The organism is Wansuia hejianensis (assembly GCF_014337215.1).
Taxonomy (GTDB): domain Bacteria; phylum Bacillota; class Clostridia; order Lachnospirales; family Lachnospiraceae; genus Scatomonas; species Scatomonas hejianensis.
This window is the reverse complement of record NZ_CP060635.1, coordinates 1,047,026-1,070,426: the sequence shown is the minus strand read 5'-3', so window position 1 is coordinate 1,070,426 and position 23,401 is coordinate 1,047,026. Positions and strand designations below refer to the sequence as shown.

Sequence of the window (23,401 nt, the reverse complement as noted above, 5' to 3'; positions counted from 1 at the left end):
CAGTCCGGTAAATGATATGAAGGAAGAATCTTTGAGAACCCTGAAGGGAATCGGAGAGAAAACAGAAAAGCTGTTTGAGAGAGCCGGAGTAGGCAATCTCAACCAGCTTCTTCATTATTATCCGCGGGATTATGATTCCTATGAACAGACAGTGCCTCTCGGCATGGTCAGGGATAACGAAAAAAATGCCGTCTGCGGAAGAATTCTTCGTCAGCCCAGCGTTAAAAACTACAATCATAAATCTGTCACCATCCTCCAGCTAGAGGATGAGACCGGTAAGCTGCAGATCACCTGGTTTCACATGCCCTTTTTAAAAAGCACGCTGAAAAGGGGCGGCAGCTATATTTTCCGTGGCCGTGTTTCGATGAAGAACGGAAGAAAGACCATGGAACATCCGGAGATATTTACAATCGCAGGATATGATGAGATACAGGGGCAGCTCCGGCCGATCTATCCGCTGACCACAGGACTGACCAATAAAATGGTCATCAAAGCTGTCAGCCAGTTGTTGGAGGAGCGAAGCCTGGAGCCGGAATATCTGCCGGAAGAACAACGTGAGAGATTAAGGCTCTGTGAGATCAATTACGCGATAGCGGAGATCCATTTTCCCTCTGACCGGAATTCCCTGGCCGAAGCCCGCCGCAGGCTGGTGTTCGATGAGTTTTTCTTTTTTATCCTGGCTCTCAGCAGGCTGAAGGAAAAGACGGAAACTGTGGAGAATCATTTTCCAATGAGAGCGGTCTGGAGGACAGAGGAAGTGATTGAGAATCTGCCCTACCGCCTGACCGACGCGCAGATGGGCGTCTGGAATGAACTGGAACGGGATATGACGGGGCGGCTACTGATGAATCGATTGATTCAGGGAGATGTGGGAAGCGGCAAGACGATTCTGGCGTTTCTCTCAATGATTATGTGCTGTGAGAACGGATACCAGAGCGCCCTGATGGTTCCTACCGAAGTGCTGGCTGTCCAGCACTATGAATCACTGTGCCGCCTGCTGGAAGAAAATCAGATCACAGACGCCCGTCCTGTGCTGCTGAAGGGCAGCTGTACGCAGAAGGAGAAGCGGGAGATCTATGAGAAGATTGCTTCCGGAGAGACAAAGATGATCGTTGGAACTCACGCGCTGATCCAGGAAAAGGTCGTATACCGGGATCTGGCTCTGGTAATCACTGATGAGCAGCATAGGTTCGGTGTGCGTCAGAGAACGCTTCTGACTGAGAAAGGGTATCCTCCCAATGTTCTCGTCATGAGCGCTACCCCGATTCCCCGCACATTGGCGATTATCCTGTACGGCGATCTGGACATATCTGTTTTGAATGAGCTGCCGGCCCGCCGCCTTCCGATCAAGAATTGTGTGGTAGGCACCTCCTGGCGGCCGAACGCCTATCAGTTCATGGAACGGGAAATAACGGCCGGCCATCAGGTATATGTGATCTGTCCCATGGTAGAAGAGAATGAAGAGCTGAATTGTGAGAATGTGATGGATTACAGCAGCCGCCTGAGGGAACGGATGCCTGCCGGCATCCGTGTGGAGCCGCTGCACGGCCAGATGAAGGCGCAGAAAAAAAATGAGATCATGGAAGCTTTTGCGGCGAATGAGATCCAGATCCTTGTTTCCACAACAGTTGTGGAAGTGGGCGTCAATGTGCCCAACGCCACAGTCATGCTGATTGAGAATGCCGAACGCTTCGGGCTGGCACAGCTTCATCAGCTCCGCGGCCGGGTAGGGCGGGGTGAGGCACAGTCTTACTGTATTTTCATGCAGGGTGATGAGAAGGAAGAAACATCCCGGCGTCTGGACATCCTGAATAGATCAAACGATGGCTTTTACATCGCCGAAGAGGATTTGAAGCTTCGGGGACCGGGGGATCTCTTCGGAATCCGGCAGAGCGGAATTGCGGACTTCCAGATCGCGGATATCTATCAGGATGCGGATATATTAAAAGAATCCAGCGCCGCGGTGCGTGAGATTCTGGAGCTGGATCCTGAGCTGAAACTGCCTCAGAACAGGCTGCTGAGTGAGGCTTTGGAGCATTATCTTGAACGTCAAAATGCTGACATTTTGCTATGAAAACTATGGAATTTGGTCGTTACTGACAAACTTGCGGCGCTTCTCTTGAAAATGCCCAAAAAAAACGTTATGATAAGCAGGAAAAGATGTGGTTATTATACGAAACGTGGGAGGAATGTGAAATGGCAGAAAAAAAAGCACCAGTTGCCGCAGTAAAAGCTGAAGTAAAGAAGACATCCACGAATGCTGTAAAGACAACAGAAGAACCAAAACAGACAGTTGCAACAAAAGAACCTACAAAAGAAACTGCAGAGCCTGTTAAGGAGTCTGCAAAGAATACAGTAAAAGAAAATAAGAAAGCCCCGGCCAGGAAAGCGCCCGCTGCTAAGAAAGCCCCGGCTAAAAAAACAGTTTCGCGTAAGACGGCTTCCAAGAAGGAAGCGGTTAAAAAAGAGCCATCCACCTCTCTGATCCTTCAGTTTAGCGGAAAGGAACTGGCGTCTGCGGATCTGTTTGCCAGGGTGAAGGAAATATGGACTGCTGAACTGGGAAGAGACGCAGGAGATTTAAAAGATGTGAAGCTTTATGTGAAGCCGGAAGAGACTACTGCATATTACGTGATCAACGAGAATATTACCGGAAGCTTCGAGCTATAACCAGCCGCCCTGAGGCACGCTAAGAGAGACCGTCGTATTCTGGAATACGGCAGTCTCTCTTTTTAGATCTCAGTCAACTGAGATCCTGTTTCATGATGAAATGATTAGAACTGCTGACCGGAACCGCCAGACATCTGACGCTCCTGAGCTTCGATCATTTTCTTCACCATATAGCCACCTACAGATCCGTTCTGCTTGGAAGTCAGGTTTCCGTTATATCCTTCAGAAAGGGGAACACCCAGTTCATTTGCCACCTCGAATTTGAAACGGTCCAGTGCGCCTTTTGCTTCCGGTACTGCAGTCGTATTAGATGAACGATTAGCCATTGTTCATACGCCTCCTTTGTTTTTTGATTTTTTGTTTTTAATTTTCTGAGATAATGTAACGTTAATTCGTTACGCTGGTAGTATATGTGTTTACAGATAAAATAAACTGGCAGTTTTTTCAAGCGTATGGAAGCTGCTGTTCACGGAGCGAACAATAACTTTTGGATGGTGATTCCGTATAAAATTGCAAAAATAATTGCGAATTTTTTAGTTATTTGTTATAATATCCATGAGCATCAAGGGTTGCTGATGGCAGACCGGCGCTTTCTGGCCTGGCTGCGGACAGTGACCGTCGAGGAGAGGAGTATGGAACCATGAATATTGGTATCATCGCGCACAACAGCAAAAAGAGTTTGATAGAAGACTTTTGCATCGCTTATAAAGGTATATTGATGAAACACGAGGTGTATGCCACAGGCACAACAGGCAGAAGAATTGAAGAAGTGACGAATCTGAGAGTACACAAATTTCTGGCAGGCAGCGTCGGAGGAGACAAGCAGTTCACGGAGATGATCGAGCGGGAAGATATGGATATGGTGATCTTTTTTTATAACCCGGTCATGATTGATCCCAAGGAGCCAGATGTGTACCAGATCGTGCGAAGCTGTGACAGGTACAATATTCCGGTGGCGACGAACATCGCTACTGCGGAGTCCCTGATCCTGGGGCTGGCAAGAGGAGATCTGGACTGGAGGGAGCAGTTCAGGGATGAGGATTGAGAAAACATGAGAGTTATAGCAGGTAAATGCAGGAGCCTTCCGCTGAAGACAGTGCCTGGAACGGACACAAGGCCTACAACGGACCGTGTGAAAGAGACGTTATTTAATATGCTGCAGCCCTATCTGCCGGACTGCCGTTTCCTTGACCTGTTTGGAGGGAGCGGAGCAATCGGCATTGAGGCGTTAAGCCGCGGAGCGGCTTTTTGCTGTTTTGTGGAGCAGAACCGGCGGGCAGCCGCCTGTATCAGGGAGAACCTCCAGTTCACCAGACTTTCCGAATCCGCATTGCTGCTGGTGGCTGATGCCAGACAGGCCGTGGAACAGCTGAGGAGTGAAGAGCCGTTTGACGTGGTTTTTATGGACCCTCCGTATTTGAAGGGGCTGGAACGGGAGCTTTTGGAACGGTTTGAAGGAGCAGGCTGCATTACAGACCGGACTTTATTTGTCATCGAAGCTTCATTGAAGACAGACTTTTCCTGGCTGAACCATTCAGGATACGAAATTATAAAAGAAAAGAAATACAAGACGAACGCCCACATATTTATGCGGCGCACAGGGGAGAGAGAAGAGTGATGAGAACAGCAGTATATCCTGGAACCTTTGATCCGGTAACAAACGGGCATCTGGATGTTGTCCGGAGAGCCAGTGAACTGTTCGACGAGGTAATCATTGGTGTTTTGCATAATTCTGCAAAAACGCCGTTGTTTTCTGTCGAAGAACGTGTTAATATACTAGAGAAAGCAACAGAGAATATCCCGAATGTGAAGGTAAAACCCTTCTGCGGGTTGTCGGTAGATTTTGCAAGGGCCTGCAATGCCAAAGTGATTGTCAGAGGATTACGCGCGATCACTGATTTTGAATATGAATTGCAGATGGCACAGACTAACCGTATATTAGCACCTGATATAGATACAACATTTTTGATTACATCTCTGGAATATGCATATCTGAGCTCCACTACGGTCAAAGAGGTTGCCGCTTTTGACGGGGATATCAGCAAATTTGTTCCGGAATTCGTTGCAGAGGAGATTCGCAAAAAGACTTCGCGAGAATAATGTGATAAGGAGAAAAAAGTATGAGCAGCAGCAGAATTGAGCAGATCATTGAAGAAATTGAAGAATATGTCGAGAGCTGTAGATATCAGCCTTTATCCACTACGAAGATCGTAGTTAATAAAGAAGAACTGGAAGAATTACTGAGGGAGCTTCGCCTGAAGACTCCGGATGAGATCAAGAGATATCAGAAAATCATCAGCAATAAGGATGCCATCCTGGCCGATGCCCAGTCCAAGGCGGATAATATCATAGCGGAGGCTCAGGCCCATGCGAAGGAGCTTGTTGCGCAGACTGAGATCATGCAGCAGGCTTATGCCCAGGCCAACGAGACAGTTAACACGGCGAATCAGCAGGCTCAGGGGATTTTGGATTCTGCACAGCAGGACGCTAATAATATCCGGATGAGCGCTATTTCCTATACAGACGACATGCTGGCAAACCTGTCCCAGATCATGGGCAACGCCCTGGCAGATGTAGGCGAGAGATATAGCAATTTCGTTGGTTCTCTGCAAAGCTGTTATGATATCGTCAACAAGAACAGAAGCGAGCTATCTCCCCAGGGTTCCGTCGATCTTCCGTCAGAAGAACCGGTGGATATTTCGGATATGTCCTTTGATGAGGATTTAGACGAGGAAGAATAAAAATACCCACGCTGCCAGAAAGGTGACAAGACCTTGAAGCAGCTTGGCTTTTACATAGGCTGCAGCAGACAGTCCGCTACCCCGGATCATACTGCTGGTCTGAGCGACGGTGGACAGGCCGCCGAATGCAATGCCCGCGAGGATGAAGGCGAATTTAAGCTTTCCGCTCCAGGCAGAAGCCAGCACGGTGCCTGTACCTGTAGTGATTTCCAGAAGCATGGCCAATACCGGGTGAAGAAAAGGGATCGGTTTGCACAGCTTAGCAAGCATGCTTGAATAGATAGTGAACAAGATGATATAACCACCCAGGCGTGCGATTACGTCAAAACCGTCCATAATAGAGACATCCATCAGTTCTCCCAGAGAGAGCGGATGAGAGGTCTCTTTTTTTGCAGGAGCCTGGCTGTGAACCTTAAAGCGCCGGCACCGGATACGAAAAATAAACATGGTGATAAAAGAGGCTCCATAATATACCAGACAAACCGGCAGCATCAGAGAAGCACTCTGGAATTTTTGCAGCACAAGAAAACCCGATAAGAACATGGGGCTGGCATTGTTACAGAAACATAGGAGGAAAATCCCCTCTTCCCTGGAAATCTCCCCATCCCGGCAGAGATTGGCCGTCAGCCGGGCACCCATGGGATAACCGCAGAGCAGCCCCAGTATCCAGGCATAGGCTCCTCCGGAAGAAATTCCCAGAAGCCGGTTCCAGAGCGGATTCAACCTGGCAAGCAGCGGCAGTATGAATCCAGAGCGGACCAGAATGTTAGAGAGGATGATGAAAGGAAGCAGGGTGGGCAGAACCGTATGAAACCAGAGATCAACCCCCTGGCCGGAGGCTTGAAGGCTCTCTTTTGGAAAAAGAAAAAGGAAGAGTAGCAGGGGGAGAAACAGGAGAAGGTATTTTTTCTTCATAATCCTCCAAATATTTTGGTTTTGCGGAGAAGTGATGTTGGATACCCGGACGAACACACCGGGGAGGCTGCCCGCTGCTTTTCGTCAGGTATCCACTTCTTTGCCACAAAACCATAATTTTAAATTAGTATATGTATATGCCTTGCTTTTTTGGATTAGTTGTGTAAGAATTAACTTTTAGATATAATCATGGACAAAGAAGGTGACAGTATGGAAGCGTTGAAGGGGCTACAGCCGGAAAGGGTTTTTTACTATTTTGAAGAGATCAGCAGGATTCCCAGAGGGTCCGGTAATACGGATGGAATCAGCAGTTATCTGATGGGGTTTGCTGAAAAGCATGGGTTATGGGCTCACAGGGATGATGCCAATAACGTGATCATCCGTAAGGATGCATCTGCAGGGTGTGAAAAAGCGGCCGCTGTAATTTTGCAGGGGCATTGTGATATGGTCTGTGAGAAGAAGCCGGGATCAAGGCATAATTTCCTGAGGGATCCGCTGAAGCTGCGGGTTGACGGAGATCTGGTATATGCTGAGGATACGACCCTGGGAGGAGATGACGGGATTGCTTTGGCCTATATTCTGGCTATTCTGGAGGATGATTCAATCGTCCATCCGGCGCTGGAGGCGGTGATTACGACAGATGAAGAAATTGGGCTTCTGGGGGCGGCGGCTCTGGACTATTCTCTTCTGAAAGGCAGGCTCATGCTGAATCTGGATTCAGAAGAGGAAGGGATTCTTCTGGCAGGCTGTGCCGGAGGTATGACCGGAAAGACTAGAATACCGGTGCATTACGGGGAGGTATCAGCTGAGTGGTTTGAAGTACAGATATGTGGTCTGACTGGCGGCCATTCAGGAAGTGAAATTGATAAGAACCGCGCGAATTCCAATTTGCTGGCGGGACGTCTTCTCTATTGCCTGGATCAGCAGTTTGAATATGTTCTGGGAGAGCTGGAAGGTGGAACAAAGGATAATGCGATACCGAGGGAGACTGCCTTACTGGTGGGCATTGACGGTGAGAATGAGGATGAGCTTTTGGCGGCGGTCAGACGCCTGGATGCAGAATTGAAAAGAGAGTACCGGGGATGTGACGGGAATGTAGAGCTGTCGGTTCAGAAGAAAGGCGGTGGCGTGAAGCCAGGTTTGAATCCCATCAGCCTTCAGAAAGTCATTTTTTATCTGATGAACGTCCCAAATGGAGTGATCAAAATGAGCGGGGAAATTCAGGGGCTTGTGGAGACTTCCTGTAATCTGGGGATTATGAAGCTTCAGCCGGAGGAGTTTTACTGCTGCTCCAGCGTGCGCAGTTCAGTTGGCAGTGCAAAAGAGGCAGTGTCAGACAGAATCTGCTATCTGACAGAATTTCTGGGCGGTGATTATGAGGTTGAGGGGGCTTATCCCGCATGGGAGTATCAGGAGAAGTCTCCTTTCCGGGACCGGGTGGCTGCAGTCTGTGAGAAGCTGAGCGGCCGCAGGCCTGAAATTGAAGTAATCCACGCAGGCTTGGAATGCGGGCTGTTCTATGAGAATCTGCCGGGTCTGGAATGTGTGTCCATGGGACCAGATCTCCGGGATATTCATACGACAGAAGAGACGATGTCTGTCTCATCCGTTCAGAGAGTTTATGAGCTGGTGCTTGAAATTCTGAAAGAACAGGCTGCGGCCATATAATTTTTTAAAACCGGAGGCTGTCGTATCAGAGACTCAAGACACAGCAGGAGACATATTTCTCCGGGGCCATGCATATAATAGAAGGATTCCTGACAGATTCCGGGGGCATTGCCATGAAAACAAACCGTTATCTCAAATGGAGCCTTCTATTTTTTGCGCTGTGGTTTCTGAACCTGCTGCTGATTCACCGGCTGCAGATCACCGCAGTGACAGGGGATTTGAATTTATATTCGGCGGAAAGCGAGGAGTTCCGTGAGCAGGCAGTTTCAGTTAAAGCATATGGGAAACTTCTGGAATTTTCAGGCCGGTATCAGATTGATCAGGCAGATGCGATGACAGTTTTCATGGTCATGAACCGCTTTAAGCTGACTGATCATACGAAAATGACAGAAGGAGAGTTCAGACGGGGATACAGGATTCTGATGAAGTATAAGCCGGAGGAATATGCCCTTTTGAGAGAAGCATATTCTGCGGTCTGGAAAGGAATCTCCTGGTTTCCGGTAGCCGCCGACAGCAATGGAACTACGGTCACTGAATTTGAGGACTCCTGGATGAGTGAGCGGAGTTATCAGGGAGAGAGGCGCCATGAGGGCTGCGATGTATTTTGCGCGGAACAGGGGCAGGAGGGCGAAACGCCGCGGGGGTATTATCCGGTTGTCAGTGCGACCGACGGTTTTGTGGAAAAGATCGGATGGCTGCCGCTGGGGGGGTACCGGATTGGGATACGAAGCATGAACGGAGGCTACTTCTACTATGCCCATCTCTATACATATGAACGAGATTTCCAGGTGGGCGACGCTGTGAAGGCAGGAGAGGTACTGGGGCTGATGGGTGACAGCGGCTATGGGGACGAAGGAACGACGGGACAGTTTCCGGTCCATTTGCATTTTGGGATTTATTTCAACACTGAGGACGGAAGAGAGATCAGCGTCAACCCGTATTCAGTGCTGCGCGTATTGGAAGGGAACAGGAAGGTGCACGCCCTGGCGGAGAGCTGAATGCCTATGCAGGCAGGGGGAACAGTTTGCACTGTTCCACAACGTATACTCCAGAGTATCCCGTAACGCATGCCCCTGACGGGGCGGGGAACAGTTTGCACTGTTCCACAACGTATGTTATACTGTAACTATTAACAGAGAATAGGGAGAGCAATGAAATACGATGGATATCTTGTTATGGCATAAGATATTGAGTCCATATGAGCTGGCTGTAAATGAGCTGGTCCTGAAGTTTAGTCATATGAAAAAAGAGCACCGGGAGCGTGGTGTTTACTGCCCGATTGAACATGTCAGCGGCAGGGTGAAAACTATTTCCAGTATTCTGGAAAAAATGCAGAAAAAAGAAATACCGATGGAGCGTATGGAGGAACTGGTGGAGGATATTGCAGGCATCCGGATTATCTGCCAGTTTGTCGAGGACATCAGGAAGGTGGCGCAGCTCATTGAAGCACGTTCTGATATTAAAATTCTTTACGAAAAAGACTATGTGAAGAAGCAGAAGCAGAGTGGCTACAGAAGCTATCATCTGATCGCTCTCTATACGGTTCAGACCATCGACGGGCCGAAGGAACTGCAGGTCGAGATCCAGATCCGGACCATGGCCATGGATTTCTGGGCGACGGTAGAACATTCGCTTCAATATAAATATAAGACGAACATCCCCGAGCATATCAAGGCAAGACTGAGCAATGCGGCAGATGCTATTATTTCTCTGGACAATGAGATGTCGTCCGTGCGCAGTGAGATCATGGACGCGCAGCTTTCGTCTCAGCTTCAGCACCGGCTGGTGGCGGATATCCTGAATACGATTGAGAATCTGTACCGGATTGCGAACAAACGGGAAGTGGAGAAGATCCAGGAAGAATTTTACCGGGTGTATTCGCTGAACGATCTGGATGAGCTGAGGCGTTTTCATCAGCAGCTGGATATCATCGCGGAGGGATACCGGGCTCAGAGCGTTACCGAAGAACAGTAGGAGGGAACAGACTGCAGATGAAGTTGCCTGAACGTTATTGTGAAGCAATGAAAGAACTTCTGGGAGATGAATACAGCGAATATCTGGAGAGCTTTCAGAAGCCGGCGGCCCATGGCCTGCGGGTGAATTCCATGAAGCTCCGTTCGTCGGATTTTTGCCGGATTTCCGGATGTTCTCTGGAACAGATTCCCTGGATAGAGAATGGTTTTTATTATGAGGATGCTTGCGCTCCGGCCCGGCATCCTCATTACTATGCGGGTCTTTACTATCTTCAGGAGCCCAGCGCTATGACTCCGGCCAGCAGGCTTCCGGTTGTTCCGGGGGACCGGGTGCTGGATCTCTGTGCGGCTCCCGGAGGGAAGGCGACGGAGCTGGGAGCGCGCCTGGCAGGAGAGGGATTTCTGCTGGCCAATGATATTAGTGTTTCCAGGGCTAAAGCTCTTGTAAAGAATCTGGAGCTGGCCGGGATTCCCAATCTGTTCGTTACGGGTGAACGTCCGGAGCGGCTGGCAGAGGCCTACCCGGGTTACTTTGATAAAATACTGATAGACGCGCCCTGCTCCGGCGAGGGGATGTTCCGCCGTGACAGCCGGATGGCCGTCCATTGGGAGACTGCGCCTCCTGGAAGTTATCTGGAAATACAGAGGAGTCTGGCAGAGCATGGGTTTCAGATGCTCCGGCCCGGCGGTATGATGCTATATTCCACCTGCACGTTTTCCAGAGAAGAGGATGAGGAATGTATCCTTCAGCTTCTGGACCGCCATCCGGAGCTGGAAACTGTTCCGGTCAGGCCTTACGAAGGGTTTGTGCCGGGTTTCTGCGGGCTTTCTGACGCAGTCAGGATTTTCCCTCACAAGATGAAGGGAGAAGGCCATTTCCTTGTCCTGCTGAGGAAACGGGAGGATGGCGCGGCCCCGGCAGCGCGGGAGGAGGCGGAGGAGCCAATCATTTCCGGCGGGCAGCTTCCGGAAGGAATCAGAGATTTTCTGGCCCATATCAGAAAAGACTTTTCAGAGGGCGGTTTTCTGCTGGAAAGGGATCAGCTTTATTACCTGACACCGGGCATGCGCAGGAAGAAGGGTCTTCGATATCTGAGAAGCGGCCTGTTGATGGGTACCTGGAATAAGAACCGCTTTGAACCGTCCCAGGCACTGGCAATGGCGCTGAGAAAAGAGGAGTTTGGGGAGACTGTGGATTTGTTGTCGGATGACCCAAGAACAGTAAAATACCTGAAGGGAGAAACTCTGGAAATTGACAGCCGGACAGCTTCGGGCTTTCCCTGGCGTCTGGTGTGCACAGACGGCTATCCGCTGGGCTGGGCCAAGGCCTCGGGCGCTGTGTTGAAGAATAAATACTGCCCGGGATGGAGGTGGCAGTGATGAAACAGCTTCGTCTGGACAAATATTTATCAGATATGAATGTGGAAACCAGATCCAGGCTGAAACAGATGATCCGGAAGGGACAAGTCACAGTGAACGGAGAGGCGGCCACACGGCCGGAGATGAAAGTGGTTCCTGGCTCCGACCGGATCTGTGTCCTGGGGAATCCGGTGGGCTACAGGGAACTGGAATATTACTTGCTGCATAAGCCTGCGGGCGTTGTAAGTGCTACGGAGGACCGCCGTGACAGGACAGTCCTGGATCTGCTCCCTGATATCCGCAGGGATGACCTGTTTCCGGTGGGACGGCTGGACAAGGATACGGAAGGGCTGCTGCTCATTACCAACGACGGCTCTCTGGCCCACAAACTCCTTTCACCGAAGCACCATGTGGAAAAGGTCTATTACGCAGAGATTGATGGCCCGGTGACTGAGGAGGACCAAAAGAGGTTTAAAGAAGGAATCGATATCGGAGATCCCACAAACACGCTTCCGGCCGGTTTGGACATCCTTTCGTCAGGTGAGACCAGCAGGGTCCGCGTCACACTGACGGAAGGCCGGTATCATCAGATAAAACGGATGTTTGAGGCGTCGGGAAAGCGGGTGGTCTATCTGAAACGGCTTTCTATGGGGCCGCTTGCCTTGGATGAAAATCTGCGAAAAGGGGAGTGGCGCAGTCTGACGCCTGAAGAAATACAGTTAATTACAAATTGAAAGAAAGAGTGACGAACATGGGATTTTTGCCGACAACCAGAGAAGAGATGGAACAGAGGGGAATCAGCCAGCTGGATTTTGTATATGTGATTGGAGACGCCTATGTGGATCATTCCTCCTTTGGTCCGGCCGTAATCAGCCGGGTGCTGGAATCTCACGGCTATTCTGTGGGCTTGATCGCGCAGCCGGATTGGAAAAAGGACGAGAGCATTTCTCTTCTGGGAGAACCAAGGCTGGCGTTCCTGGTCTCCTCCGGAAATATGGATTCCATGGTGAACCATTACACGGCCGCAAAAAAGCGCCGGAGGGAGGATGCCTATTCTCCGGGCGGGAAAATGGGACTGAGGCCTGACCGGGCAGTTACGGTATACGGCAACCTGATCCGCAGAACCTATAAGCATACGCCGGTTATTCTGGGAGGCATTGAAGCGAGCCTCAGAAGGCTTGCCCACTATGACTATTGGTCGGACAGCGTAAAGCGCTCTGTGCTTCTGGATTCCGGCGCAGATCTTATTTCCTATGGAATGGGAGAGCATTCCATCGTGGAGATCGCCGACGCCCTGGACAGCGGCCTGACCGTCCGGGAGCTGACCTTCATAGCCGGCACCGTTTACCGGACAAAAGAGCTTCCGCCCATGCCGGACAGTATTCGACTGCCGGATTATGAAGAAACGTCCGCCAGCAAAGGTGCCTATTCCAGGAGCTTTCAGATCCAGTACGAAAATACTGATGCGGTCACGGGAAAAGTGTTAGTGGAATCCTATGGCAGCAGAGGCTATGTGGTACAGAATCCTCCGGCGCTTCCCCTGACGGAACAGGAGCTGGACGACGTCTATGAGCTTCCCTATATGCGGACTTGGCACCCAAAATACGACAGGGAGGGAGGCATTCCGGCGTTTTCAGAGATTAAATTTTCGCTCACCAGCAACCGGGGATGCTTCGGTGGCTGCAATTTCTGCGCACTGACCTTTCATCAGGGAAGGGTGGTGCAGGCCCGGAGTGAAGATTCTCTGTCGCGGGAAGCTAAGATTCTGATACAGGAAAAGGATTTTAAGGGATATATCCACGACGTTGGGGGACCGACCGCTGATTTCACCGGTCCTGCCTGCGGAAAACAGCTGAAGAAAGGCGTATGCAGCCATCGCCAGTGCCTTTTTCCGGAACCCTGCCCGAATCTGAAAGCAGATCATACCAAATATATCCGGATTCTGAAGACTCTGAGGAGCCTTCCGGGAGTAAAGAAGGTTTTCATCCGTTCGGGGATCCGTTTCGACTATGTGATGGCTGACCACAGCGATGCTTTTCTGAGAGAATTGGTTGCCCATCACGTCAGCGGCCAGCTGCGGGTGGCACCGGAACACGTGTCGGAACGAGTGCTGGCCTGTATGGGGAAGCCGGCGCATGCTGTCTACGAGAAATTTGTCGGGAAATTTAATGAATGCAACCGGAAGTCTGGGCATGAACAGTTTATACTGCCTTATTTTATGTCTTCCCATCCGGGAAGTACGCTGTCCGACGCAGTGAAGCTGGCCGAGTACATCCGCGACATGGGCTTCATTCCGGAACAGGCTCAGGATTTTTATCCGACGCCATCCACAGTGTCAACCTGCATGTATTATACCGGCAAGAATCCCTTAACCGGCAAAACGCTGCATGTTCCGAGGGGAGTTCACGAAAAAGCCATGCAGCGGGCCCTGATCCAGTACCGTCTGCCCCAGAATTACGATCTGGTGCGGGAAGCGCTCCTGGCCTGCGGAAGAAAAGACTTGATCGGTTATGGCCCCAAATGCCTGATCCGGCCGCGGAGGGGTTCGGAAAAGCGTGATCTCCCACGGAAGCGGGGGAAATAATAGTTACTCTTGTACTATTGTGTTTTTTTTGGTAAAATTGGCGGTATGGAGACGGCCCCGCCGTTTCGGGATGGAAAGGACGAACAGAATGAAAATACGGAAAGGTGATTACGGGTACATCAAGAGACAGAAGGTTACCCGTTTATTGAAAACACTTGCTTTTTTTCTTCTGCCCATGGCGTTTTTTATCATAGGCCTGGTGCTGAACAAGGGAGACCGGATGAACATTTATACGGTCATTGCCATGGTTGGCTGTATTCCGGCCTGTATGTCTGCTGTTGGAATGATCATGATGTGGATGCGTAAGCCCATGAGCGCCGAGCTGTATCAGGAGATTTCGTCAAGGGCGGGGAGCCTGCTTATGGTGTACGAACTGTTTCTGACGACTCAGGAGAAGAATCTGTTTCTGGATGCGACGGCTGTCTGCGGGGATTATGTGACCGCTTATACAGACAGGGAGATAAAACACAAGGATCTGGAATTTATGGAGGAACATATCCGCAAGACGCTTCGCGCCGACCACTACAAGGCCACGGTAAAAATTTTTGACCGTACCCAGAAAAAGGCTTTTCTGGAACGGCTGGATACCCTGAGGAACAGGCAGACTGAATTTGAAGCGGCTGCCAATGAGAATTTTAAACCTTATGAAAAATATCCTGATCTGTCCAGAAATGAAGTTGTCAAGCATATTCTCATGGCAATCGCCCTGTAGGGAGGAATATGAAGGAAATCATCATAAGGGAAACGGAAGCCGGACAGAGGCTGGATAAATTCCTGAACCGCTGCCTGCCAGAGGCCGGCAAGAGCTTCCTGTATAAAATGCTGCGAAAGAAGAACATCGTCCTGAATGGTAAAAAAGCCGAGGGAAAGGAACTGCTGAAGTGCGGAGACAGTCTGAAGTTTTTTTTCTCAGAGGAGACGATGCGGAAATTTTCAGCGGCGCCTGCCGGAGAATACCCGGTATTGGACCAGAAATATGTGCTATATGAGGACGAAGATGTCCTGATCGTCAATAAGCCTGCGGGAATGCTCTCTCAGAAGGCGGAGCAGTCGGATGTCTCGCTGGCGGAATATCTGACGGGATATCTGCTGAAGGAGGGGGCTGTCACTTCTGAGGGGCTCAGAGTATTTCAGCCAGGCGTGTGCAACCGTCTGGACCGGAATACGAGCGGCATTGTGCTGTCGGGAAAGCATCTGGCTGCGGCCAGGGAACTTTCACTGATGCTGAAGCAGCGCACGATGAAAAAGTATTATCTCTGTCTGGTTCAGGGAACCGTACAGGAGACCAGGAGGATCGCAGGCTATCTGCGGAAGAACCCTAAGACGAACAAGGTTACCGTCTCCGATCTCCCGGCAGAGCATGCGTCTTACATAGAGACTTGTTACGAGCCGGCTGCCTGGTATGAGGAAGGCACTCTGCTGAAGGTGGAGCTGATCACGGGGAGAACCCACCAGATCCGCAGCCATCTGGCCTATACAGGCCATCCCATCGCCGGAGACGTGAAATATGGGAACCGGAAATATAATCAGAGATTCGAGAAGGCATATGGCCTGCGGCGCCAGTTCCTGCACGCCTGGCAGGTAGTGTTTCCAGAGATGGAAGGCATCTTTAAGAATCTGTCATCAAAGACAATAACAGCACCTCTTCCGGATCAGTTGGAGAGGCTTCTGGAACAATTGCATCGACAGGAGAGTTTACATGAAAAAAGCTGAAAGAGAGCAAGGGGAAATTCAGGAGAAGGAAGAGAAAAGAAGCATTGGAAGAGAAGTCTGGGAATACGTGCGCATGATATTAATCGTTGTTGTGGCAGTCGTCCTGGTTCAGAGCTTTCTGATTATCAACGCCAGGATTCCGTCTGAGTCAATGGAAAACACAATCATGGTGGGCGACCAGATTTTTGGGAACCGGCTGGCGTATAAATTTGGAGATCCCCAGCGGTTTGATATTGTGATTTTCCGGTATCCGGATGATGAAAAGCAGTTGTTTATCAAACGGGTGATCGGCCTGCCCGGCGAGACTGTGACCATCAAGGACGGAAAGGTATATATTAACGATTCGGAAGAGCCTCTGGATGACAGTTTCTGCCCGGAGACCCCGCTTAGTGATGGAGACGGAGTTTATCAGGTGCCGGAAGACAGCTATTTCATGATGGGAGATAACCGGAATCTGTCCAGGGATTCCCGGTTCTGGATCAATAAATATGTGAGCAGGGATAAGATACTGGGCAAGGCGGTGCTGCGTTACTGGCCTCTGAACAAAATCAAGCTATTGAACTGAGAAGGAGGGCGGCTCAGATGAGTACCTGGAATTCCAGAGGGCTGAGAGGCTCGACGCTGGAGGAACTAGTGAATAGGACGAATGAACAGTACCGGGAAAAGGGCCTGGCTCTGATCCAGAAGGTTCCTACGCCGATCACACCGATTAAGATTGACAAAGAACACCGCCATATCACATTGGCGTATTTTGAACAGAAAAGCACCGTGGATTACATAGGCGCTGTACAGGGGATTCCTGTCTGTTTTGACGCAAAGGAGTGTAAGACGGATACTTTTCCTCTGGCAAATGTACATCAGCATCAGATACAGTTCATGGCTGACTTTGAACGGCAGAAGGGCATTGCTTTCCTTCTGCTGTATTTCTCAGCCAGGGATTTCTTTTACTATCTGCGTTTTTCCGAGCTCTGCCGATATGTGGACCGGGCGGACAGAGGGGGGCTGAAACGCTTCAGGCTTCAGGAATTGGACCCCGCCTATGAACTGAAACAGGAGCATGGAATTTTTGTGCCTTATCTGGAAGGCGTGCAAAAAGATTTGCTGGAGAGGGATTGACAAAATGATTTCATGTGGTAATATGGTAGCAGACTAAAGTATTTTAGGGAGAACAGAAAATGAAACGTTTGATACATACGCCGGAAGGAGTCCGGGACATCTATGGCCAGGAATGTGATAAAAAGAGGTATCTTCAGCGGCAGATTGAGAAGCTGCTCCGTTCCTATGGCTATCAGTCCATCGAGACGCCTTCTTTTGAATTTTTTGATGTGTTCAGCAAGGAGGTCGGCACGATTGCCTCTAAAAACCTCTATAAATTTTTTGACCGCGAAGGCAATACGCTGGTACTGCGCCCGGATTTTACACCGTCCATAGCCAGGGCGGCGTCCATGTATTTTTCGGAAGAGACAATGCCTGTCAGGCTCTGTTACGAAGGAAGCGTATTTATTAATAATTCCAGCTATCAGGGCAGGCTGAAGGAAAGCACCCAGATGGGCGTGGAATTTCTAAATGAAGACAGCCCTGAGGCAGACGCTGAGATTATTGCGCTGGTGGTTTCCATTATGAAAAGGGCGGGGCTTTCCGAATTCCAGGTCAGCATCGGGTCTGCAGACTTCTTCCGTTCTCTGGTAGAGGAAGCAATGATGGAAGAGGATACAATCCTGGAGCTGAGGAAGCTGCTGACGATCAAGAACCGGTTCGGAGCCCAGGAGCTGGTTGAGAAGCTGAAGCTGCGAAAAGATCTGGAGGAAGCATTCCGGCAGATACCGGATCTGTTCGGCAACGCGGAGGTGCTGGCCAGGGCCAGGAAGCTGACGGAGAACGACCGGGCCCGCGCAGCGGTCTGCCGTCTGGAAAAGATCCATGAGATCCTGACTGCCTATGGCTGCGAAAAGTTTATTTCTTATGATTTGAGCCTGCTGAGCAATTACGAATACTATACAGGAATCATCTTTCAGGCATACACCTACGGATCGGGCGATGCAGTCATAAAAGGCGGCCGCTATAACAATCTCCTTGAAAAGTTCGGGAAAAAGGCCCCGGCCGTTGGATTCGCCACGGAGGTGGATTCCCTTCTGAATGCGATTGAACGCCAGAATATCCGCCTGCCAATTGCTGATATTAAAACCATGGTGCTTTATCCGGAACGGCTGGAAAAGCTGGCAATTCGTTTCGCCCGGTCGCACCGGGAGCAGAAGCTGGATGTGGCCTGCGTCCGGTTTGAGCAGGGGAAGGTGCTGGATGATTACCGGGCCTATGGCAAGAGAAACCAGTTCGGAGGAATCATTTATTTCCGTTCCGAGACGGAGGTTTATGCCATCAATCTGTCTTCCGGAGAGGTGGCGCCTGTGGATGCCAGCAGCTACTGCGATTAATTAAAGAGAGGATAACGGCCATGAGATATTTGACCTTCGCCCTGGCAAAAGGGCGTCTGGCGTTCAAAACGCTGGATCTGTTGGAAAAAGTAGGGATAACCTGTGAAGAAATGAAGGATAAGGACTCCCGGAAGCTGATCTTTGTAAATGAGGAAAAAAAGCTGCGTTTCTTTCTGGCTAAGGGGCCTGATGTTCCGACCTATGTGGAATACGGCGCCGCCGACATCGGAATTGTCGGCAAGGATACGATCATGGAAGAGGGCCGGAAGTTGTATGAAGTCCTGGATCTGGGCTTCGGCGCCTGTAAAATGTGCGTCTGTGGTCCGGAAGCTGCCAGAGGATATTTAAACCACAACCAGTTAATCCGGGTGGCTACCAAATATCCCAATATTGCGAAGGATTATTTCTATAACCAGAAGAACCAGACCGTCGAGCTGATTAAGCTGAATGGATCGATTGAACTGGCGCCTATTGTGGGGCTGGCTGAAGTGATTGTTGACATCGTTGAGACGGGAGGAACTCTTAAAGAAAACGGACTGAGGGTCCTGGAAGAGATCTGTCCTCTTTCCGCCCGCATGGTTGTCAACCCCGTCAGCATGAAAATGGAAAATGAGCGGATCACCAGGCTGATTCAAAGTCTAAAACAGAAAATTTCCAATACTGCGGGAAGTGCCGGTATATAAAGGAGTGTGGAACAAAATGAGGATTGTGAAACTGACAGAAGAGACAAAGAAGAATATACTGGAGAATCTGCTGAAGCGCAGCCCGAACCAGTATGGCGCTTATGAGGCGGCTGTCAATGAAATTATAGAGAATGTCAGACAAAAAGGAGACGCCGCACTGTTTGAATATACTGAGAAATTTGACAAGGCCCGCCTGACGCCTGAGACGATCCAGGTTAAAGAGGAGGAAATAGAGAAAGCCTATCAGTTAGTGGATGAAAAGCTGCTGGAGGTGATCCGCAAGGCTCTGGTCAATATCCGGTCTTATCATGAGAAGCAGCGCCAGAACAGTTGGTTCAACAGTGAAGAGAATGGGACGCTGCTGGGACAGAAAATCACTCCGATGGCCCGTGTGGGCGTCTATGTTCCCGGTGGAAAGGCTGTCTATCCGTCCTCCGTGCTGATGAATGTCATGCCGGCTAAAGTGGCGGGAGTGTCAGAGATCATCATGACCACGCCCTGCAATGCAGATGGCAGGGTGAATCCGGCAGTGCTTGTAGCCGCCCATGAGGCAGGCGCGGACAGAGTGTATAAGGCAGGAGGCGCTCAGGCAATAGCGGCGCTGGCCTATGGTACGGAAAGCATTCCGAAGGTGGATAAAATTGTCGGCCCTGGCAATATTTACGTGGCGCTGGCCAAAAAAGCAGTCTATGGAAATGTGAGCATAGACTCCATCGCCGGACCCAGCGAGATTCTCGTTCTGGCCGACAGATCTGCAAACCCCCGTTATGTGGCGGCGGATCTGCTCTCCCAGGCAGAACATGATGAAATGGCCTCCGCGATCCTGATCACCACCAGCCAGGAACTGGCGGAAAAGGTCAGCGTGGAAGTGGACCGTTTTCTGGAGCATCTGTCCAGGCGGCCAATCATTGAAAAATCCCTGGATAATTTTGGGTATATCCTGGTTGCGGATGCAAAGGCGGATGCCATAGAAGCGGCCAATGCCATTGCTTCTGAACATCTGGAGATTGTGATGGAAAATCCATTTGAAGTGATGACTAAGATAAAGAACGCCGGGGCAATTTTTATCGGAGAATACAGCTGTGAACCGCTGGGCGATTATTTTGCCGGGCCGAACCACATCCTGCCTACCAACGGGACGGCAAAGTTTTTCTCCCCATTGTCTGTAGATGATTTTGTGAAGAAATCCAGCGTCATTTATTACTCCCGGGAAGCTCTGGAAGCCATTCACAATGATATTGAACAGTTTGCGGCCTGTGAGCAGCTGACAGCTCATGCGAATTCTATCGCGGTGCGCTTTGAAGAAAAGGAGTCTTGATATGACCGAAAGAATTGCCAGGGAAACAAGAAGTACCAGAGAGACGGATATTTCACTGGAGCTTTGTCTGGACGGCAGCGGAAGCTATGAGGCCGAGACAGGCATCGGCTTCTTTGATCACATGCTGTCCGGTTTTGCGCGTCACGGCCTGTTTGATCTCAAGGTAAAGGTAAAGGGAGATCTGGAGGTGGATGACCACCACACCATAGAGGATACAGGGATCGTCCTGGGGACTGCTATCAGGCACGCTCTGGGCGACAAGAGGGGAATCCGCCGCTATGGAAGCAGCATTCTTCCCATGGATGAGTGCCTGGTGATGACAGCCATAGATCTGGGCGGACGCCCATATTTTGTATTTGACGGCGCATTCACCTCCGAAAAGGTGGGGGATATGGGCACTGAGATGATCCGGGAGTTTTTCTATGCGGTTTCTTACAGCTGTGGAATGAATCTGCACATGAGGATTTTGCAGCCAGGCAATAATCATCATATGGCGGAGGCGCTGTTCAAATCCTTTGCGAAATCTCTGGATGAAGCGACAGCCTTCGACCCCAGAATCACCGACGTGCTTTCCACCAAGGGAAGCCTGTAGACAGGAGGAAAGACTTGGATAAATTACTGATTCCATGTATCTATTTAAAAGACGGACGGGCAGTGTCCGGATTCGGTTCAGAGGAAGCGGCCTGGGAGACAGATCCGGAGGCGCTCGCGAGGGCATTTGGGAATTCCGGGGCGGATGAAATCCTGGTTTTCGATTTTTCCGGGGCGGACGCGGAACATGACAGGGCCATCGGAGACATTAAAAAAATCTGCGGTGCGGCGGAAGTGCCCGTGATCGGCGCGGGGAATGTGAAACGGATGGAGGACGTTAAGAAGCTCCTCTATGCAGGCTGCCGCCGGGCAGTACTCAATTTTGCCAAACCAGAAAACCGCGGGCTGCTGGAGGAGGTTTCCAAAAAATTTGGAAAAGAGAAAATCGTGGTATACCTTCCGGACATTGCCGTCTATGAGGTATGCCGGGAAGCTGTTGAGGAATTGGCAGGAATGGTGCTATGCGCTCAGGGGATGGAACAGAGTCTTCACGGACGGACGGAGCTTCCGGTTCTGGTGCTGGCAGATACAGGATGTGCATGGGAACTGCTGGGCTCTCAAAATATCCAGGCTCTGACAGGAGCCGCAGTGAGCGGAAAGAATATTGACCTTATGGAAGTGAAGTCCCGGTGCAGGGCCAGAGGGATTCCGGTAAATACATTTGAAAGCAAAATTGCCTGGGAAGACTTCAAGCTGAACAGCGACGGGCTGGTCCCATGCATTGTGCAGGATTACCAGACAGGAGAGGTGCTGATGCTCGCTTATATGAATCAGGAATCCTTTCAGATGACCCTTGATACCGGCAAAATGACCTATTGGAGCCGCAGCCGCCAGGAATTGTGGACAAAAGGGCTGACCTCCGGACATTTTCAGTATGTAAAATCCCTGACCCTGGACTGTGACAACGATACCATTCTGGCTAAGGTATCCCAGTTGGGAGCAGCCTGCCATACGGGAAACCGGACCTGTTTTTTCCAGGAACTGATGAAAAAAGAGTATGATGATAAGAACCCTCTACAGGTGTTTGAAAATGTTTTTTCTGTCATTAAGGACCGGAAAATCCATCCGAAAGAAGGGTCCTATACGAATTATCTGTTTGATAAGGGAATTGATAAAATCCTGAAGAAAGTCGGAGAGGAGTGCACAGAGATCGTCATAGCGGCGAAGAATCCAGATAAGGAAGAGATTAAATACGAAATCTCAGATTTTCTGTACCATGTAATGGTGCTGATGGCGGAGAAGGACGTCACCTGGGATGAAATCACACGGGAGCTGGCCAGGAGATAGGCCAGCTCCAGCTTTATGATCCCGTCACTCGTCCCAGCCCTCATAAAAACGGATATTTACAGAAACGTTTCTGACAATATCTCCTGGCCTAAGATCCATATCCGCTTCGTCGGATACAGGTGGAAGCTGGCCGTCCTCCTCAGATAATTCCAGGCTGATCCAGTCATAAGCAGCCGCGTTGGCGTTCTCCACAGCCTCATCGACCGTATCACCCTGCGCATAACAGTGTGCCAGATCCGGAAAGAATGCCTGGTATTTATCATCTGCTGTTTTACGGATCACAGTGGGATAAATAAATTTCATGAGTTTTCCTCCAATTTACAATTAAAATAATATTCAGCTCCAGTTTATCATAAAACAGGACGGGAAACAACTCAATCGTGATCAATCTCCGAACTGATGATTTCTCCTGTGGCGGCGTCGATCTCGTAGTTGTATTCCGTTCTTCCGGAATAGAACTCAACCTCATATTCAGCTCTGCCATGCTCGTGATCAAATTTAACAGACAGATGGGAAATATCACTTTCTGACAGTCCTGCTTCCGCCAGCGCTTTTTCCTTTGCGCCGGCTTCGCCGATGTAATTTTCTGAGGTTCCGGAGCCGGGGTCCTGCCTCAGATCATATTCCGCATCGTGATCCCAGGACAGGATTTCACCTGTTGATGCGTCAATTTCATAATCATATTCCATATTTCCGGAATAAAATTCCACCTCATAGATAGTTCTGCCATGTTCGTAGTCCAGATTTGTTTTAACAAAGCTGACGTCTTCAGCAGCAATTCCGGCATGGTCATATGCTGCTGCCTTTACTTCGTCTTCTGTAATCAGAGCTGCCTCAGGAGCAGCAGAACCTTGCGCTGCCGCCGAACGGAAATTGGTGTCAGAAACGTCCAGAGCAGAAGCGCCCGAACAGCCTGAGAGCAGAAGCACAGTGAGAATTAAGGAAAAATATAAGAGAATCCGTTTGTTTTTCATAGCTATCTTCCTTTCTGTTATTATTTTATGATGTCATCTTTTGAGCCTTTCTATGATTTTATCCACACTGTATTTTACAGGATTTTAATTGATTTTTTATGGTAATTATAAAACATCATGCATAAAAAATAAAGTTAAAAAATATGCAGACAGGTATTTTCAGATTGACATATTGATTCTACAAGCGTAGAATGACTCCATTGTGAGTGAAGGAATAAGGTCAGGATTACAGTGAGGAGACAGCCGGTATGAATATATTATATCTTGTAATACCCTGCTATAATGATTATCAGGCTCAGGGGAGATATTTCTATCCGGCATTTATTTCACTGATGACAATCTGTGGATTCGGAATAGCATGGCTGCTTCAAAGAATTAATTCTAACAAAGTCGGGAGCCTCCTTGTGGTTTTGCTGTGCGGTTGTCTGCTGGCGCTTTCGTCATATGTTTTTCAGAATATCTATCTGCCATCCGCCTGACAGACCGGAATCGC

General features: G+C 49.8%; 26 protein-coding genes. 22 read left to right on the top strand and 4 right to left on the bottom strand.

Going from position 1 to position 23,401, the window contains the following annotated elements; genetic code table 11:
* Positions 1 to 16: 16 nt before the first annotated feature.
* Together recG and H9Q79_RS04950 are read left to right on the top strand one after the other, a co-directional pair.
* The gene (gene recG, locus H9Q79_RS04955; RefSeq protein WP_249329307.1) at positions 17 to 2,074 is read left to right on the top strand and encodes an ATP-dependent DNA helicase RecG; all 2,058 of its coding nucleotides are present in this window, start codon (positions 17 to 19) and stop codon (positions 2,072 to 2,074) included.
* 122 nt (positions 2,075 to 2,196) lie between these two features.
* Positions 2,197 to 2,670, top strand: a complete 474-nt coding sequence (locus tag H9Q79_RS04950; RefSeq protein ID WP_118644434.1) for a DUF6465 family protein — start codon at positions 2,197 to 2,199, stop codon at positions 2,668 to 2,670.
* A 104-nt stretch (positions 2,671 to 2,774) separates the two neighbouring features.
* Here the strand turns inward: H9Q79_RS04950 and H9Q79_RS04945 are convergent, their stop codons facing one another.
* A complete protein-coding gene (locus H9Q79_RS04945; protein WP_118644436.1) occupies positions 2,775 to 2,996 on the bottom strand; it encodes an alpha/beta-type small acid-soluble spore protein in 222 nt (73 codons plus the stop codon).
* Positions 2,997 to 3,310: 314 nt separating this feature from the next.
* Between H9Q79_RS04945 and H9Q79_RS04940 the strand changes: the two genes are divergently transcribed.
* The 4 genes from H9Q79_RS04940 to H9Q79_RS04925 are packed head-to-tail and all read left to right on the top strand — an operon-like array spanning position 3,311 to position 5,411.
* Positions 3,311 to 3,715, top strand: coding sequence for a methylglyoxal synthase (locus tag H9Q79_RS04940; RefSeq protein ID WP_118644438.1), 405 nt, complete (start codon positions 3,311 to 3,313; stop codon positions 3,713 to 3,715).
* A gap of 6 nt (positions 3,716 to 3,721) precedes the next feature.
* Positions 3,722 to 4,288 carry a 16S rRNA (guanine(966)-N(2))-methyltransferase RsmD gene (gene rsmD / locus H9Q79_RS04935; RefSeq protein ID WP_118644440.1) on the top strand — a complete coding sequence of 189 codons (567 nt, stop codon included), beginning with the start codon at positions 3,722 to 3,724 and terminating at the stop codon, positions 4,286 to 4,288.
* On the top strand, positions 4,288 to 4,770 hold the full coding sequence (gene coaD / locus H9Q79_RS04930; RefSeq protein WP_118644442.1) for a pantetheine-phosphate adenylyltransferase: 483 nt from the start codon (positions 4,288 to 4,290) through the stop codon (positions 4,768 to 4,770). The genes rsmD and coaD overlap by 1 nt, the downstream gene beginning before the upstream one ends.
* 20 nt (positions 4,771 to 4,790) lie before the next feature.
* On the top strand, positions 4,791 to 5,411 hold the full coding sequence (locus tag H9Q79_RS04925) for an ATPase (protein WP_249329306.1): 621 nt from the start codon (positions 4,791 to 4,793) through the stop codon (positions 5,409 to 5,411).
* Here H9Q79_RS04925 and H9Q79_RS04920 read toward each other — a convergent pair.
* Entirely contained in the window at positions 5,394 to 6,326 is a 933-nt protein-coding gene (locus tag H9Q79_RS04920) for a hypothetical protein (RefSeq protein ID WP_249329305.1), read from the bottom strand. The genes H9Q79_RS04925 and H9Q79_RS04920 overlap by 18 nt on opposite strands.
* A 210-nt stretch (positions 6,327 to 6,536) precedes the next feature.
* Here H9Q79_RS04920 and H9Q79_RS04915 point away from each other — a divergent pair, with 210 nt between their 5' ends.
* The 15 genes from H9Q79_RS04915 (at position 6,537) to hisIE (ending at position 21,934) form a co-directional block, all read left to right on the top strand.
* Entirely contained in the window at positions 6,537 to 7,994 is a 1,458-nt protein-coding gene (locus tag H9Q79_RS04915) for an aminoacyl-histidine dipeptidase (RefSeq protein ID WP_118644448.1), read from the top strand.
* Positions 7,995 to 8,107: 113 nt separating this feature from the next.
* On the top strand, positions 8,108 to 8,992 hold the full coding sequence (locus tag H9Q79_RS04910; RefSeq protein ID WP_249329304.1) for a M23 family metallopeptidase: 885 nt from the start codon (positions 8,108 to 8,110) through the stop codon (positions 8,990 to 8,992).
* Between the two features lie 163 nt (positions 8,993 to 9,155).
* Positions 9,156 to 9,968: a GTP pyrophosphokinase gene (locus H9Q79_RS04905; RefSeq protein WP_118644450.1), complete on the top strand. Its 813-nt coding sequence runs from the start codon at positions 9,156 to 9,158 to the stop codon at positions 9,966 to 9,968.
* A 17-nt stretch (positions 9,969 to 9,985) separates the two neighbouring features.
* On the top strand, positions 9,986 to 11,347 hold the full coding sequence (locus H9Q79_RS04900; protein ID WP_249329303.1) for an RsmB/NOP family class I SAM-dependent RNA methyltransferase: 1,362 nt from the start codon (positions 9,986 to 9,988) through the stop codon (positions 11,345 to 11,347).
* Complete coding sequence (locus H9Q79_RS04895; protein WP_249329302.1) at positions 11,347 to 12,060, top strand: pseudouridine synthase; 714 nt, start codon at positions 11,347 to 11,349, stop codon at positions 12,058 to 12,060. Before H9Q79_RS04900 ends, H9Q79_RS04895 begins: the two co-directional genes overlap by 1 nt.
* 17 nt (positions 12,061 to 12,077) lie before the next feature.
* A complete protein-coding gene (locus H9Q79_RS04890) occupies positions 12,078 to 13,910 on the top strand; it encodes a YgiQ family radical SAM protein (RefSeq protein ID WP_118644452.1) in 1,833 nt (610 codons plus the stop codon).
* Between the two features lie 88 nt (positions 13,911 to 13,998).
* Positions 13,999 to 14,622 (top strand): hypothetical protein, encoded by a 624-nt coding sequence (locus tag H9Q79_RS04885; protein ID WP_147371436.1) that lies wholly within the window; start codon positions 13,999 to 14,001, stop codon positions 14,620 to 14,622.
* Positions 14,623 to 14,630: 8 nt separating this feature from the next.
* Positions 14,631 to 15,623 carry an RluA family pseudouridine synthase gene (locus tag H9Q79_RS04880; protein ID WP_249329301.1) on the top strand — a complete coding sequence of 331 codons (993 nt, stop codon included), beginning with the start codon at positions 14,631 to 14,633 and terminating at the stop codon, positions 15,621 to 15,623.
* Positions 15,610 to 16,188 carry a signal peptidase I gene (lepB, locus tag H9Q79_RS04875; RefSeq protein ID WP_118644456.1) on the top strand — a complete coding sequence of 193 codons (579 nt, stop codon included), beginning with the start codon at positions 15,610 to 15,612 and terminating at the stop codon, positions 16,186 to 16,188. The genes H9Q79_RS04880 and lepB overlap by 14 nt, the downstream gene beginning before the upstream one ends.
* Before the next feature lie 17 nt (positions 16,189 to 16,205).
* Entirely contained in the window at positions 16,206 to 16,739 is a 534-nt protein-coding gene (locus H9Q79_RS04870; protein ID WP_118644458.1) for a Holliday junction resolvase RecU, read from the top strand.
* A gap of 59 nt (positions 16,740 to 16,798) precedes the next feature.
* The gene (gene hisZ / locus H9Q79_RS04865) at positions 16,799 to 18,055 is read left to right on the top strand and encodes an ATP phosphoribosyltransferase regulatory subunit (RefSeq protein WP_118644460.1); all 1,257 of its coding nucleotides are present in this window, start codon (positions 16,799 to 16,801) and stop codon (positions 18,053 to 18,055) included.
* 20 nt (positions 18,056 to 18,075) lie between these two features.
* On the top strand, positions 18,076 to 18,738 hold the full coding sequence (gene hisG / locus H9Q79_RS04860; protein ID WP_249329300.1) for an ATP phosphoribosyltransferase: 663 nt from the start codon (positions 18,076 to 18,078) through the stop codon (positions 18,736 to 18,738).
* A gap of 16 nt (positions 18,739 to 18,754) precedes the next feature.
* The gene (hisD, locus tag H9Q79_RS04855; RefSeq protein ID WP_118644462.1) at positions 18,755 to 20,056 is read left to right on the top strand and encodes a histidinol dehydrogenase; all 1,302 of its coding nucleotides are present in this window, start codon (positions 18,755 to 18,757) and stop codon (positions 20,054 to 20,056) included.
* Position 20,057: 1 nt separating this feature from the next.
* The gene (hisB, locus tag H9Q79_RS04850; protein ID WP_249329299.1) at positions 20,058 to 20,648 is read left to right on the top strand and encodes an imidazoleglycerol-phosphate dehydratase HisB; all 591 of its coding nucleotides are present in this window, start codon (positions 20,058 to 20,060) and stop codon (positions 20,646 to 20,648) included.
* A 14-nt stretch (positions 20,649 to 20,662) separates the two neighbouring features.
* Positions 20,663 to 21,934, top strand: a complete 1,272-nt coding sequence (gene hisIE, locus H9Q79_RS04845) for a bifunctional phosphoribosyl-AMP cyclohydrolase/phosphoribosyl-ATP diphosphatase HisIE (RefSeq protein WP_118644464.1) — start codon at positions 20,663 to 20,665, stop codon at positions 21,932 to 21,934.
* 24 nt (positions 21,935 to 21,958) lie between these two features.
* Here hisIE and H9Q79_RS04840 read toward each other — a convergent pair whose 3' ends face one another.
* Positions 21,959 to 22,237, bottom strand: a complete 279-nt coding sequence (locus H9Q79_RS04840) for a type II toxin-antitoxin system HicB family antitoxin (protein WP_118644466.1) — start codon at positions 22,235 to 22,237, stop codon at positions 21,959 to 21,961.
* A gap of 71 nt (positions 22,238 to 22,308) precedes the next feature.
* Positions 22,309 to 22,908 (bottom strand): PepSY domain-containing protein, encoded by a 600-nt coding sequence (locus H9Q79_RS04835; RefSeq protein WP_249329298.1) that lies wholly within the window; start codon positions 22,906 to 22,908, stop codon positions 22,309 to 22,311.
* 248 nt (positions 22,909 to 23,156) lie between these two features.
* On the opposite strand from H9Q79_RS04835, the gene H9Q79_RS04830 reads away from it, so the two are divergent.
* Positions 23,157 to 23,387, top strand: a complete 231-nt coding sequence (locus tag H9Q79_RS04830) for a hypothetical protein (RefSeq protein ID WP_249329297.1) — start codon at positions 23,157 to 23,159, stop codon at positions 23,385 to 23,387.
* Positions 23,388 to 23,401: the final 14 nt, after the last annotated feature.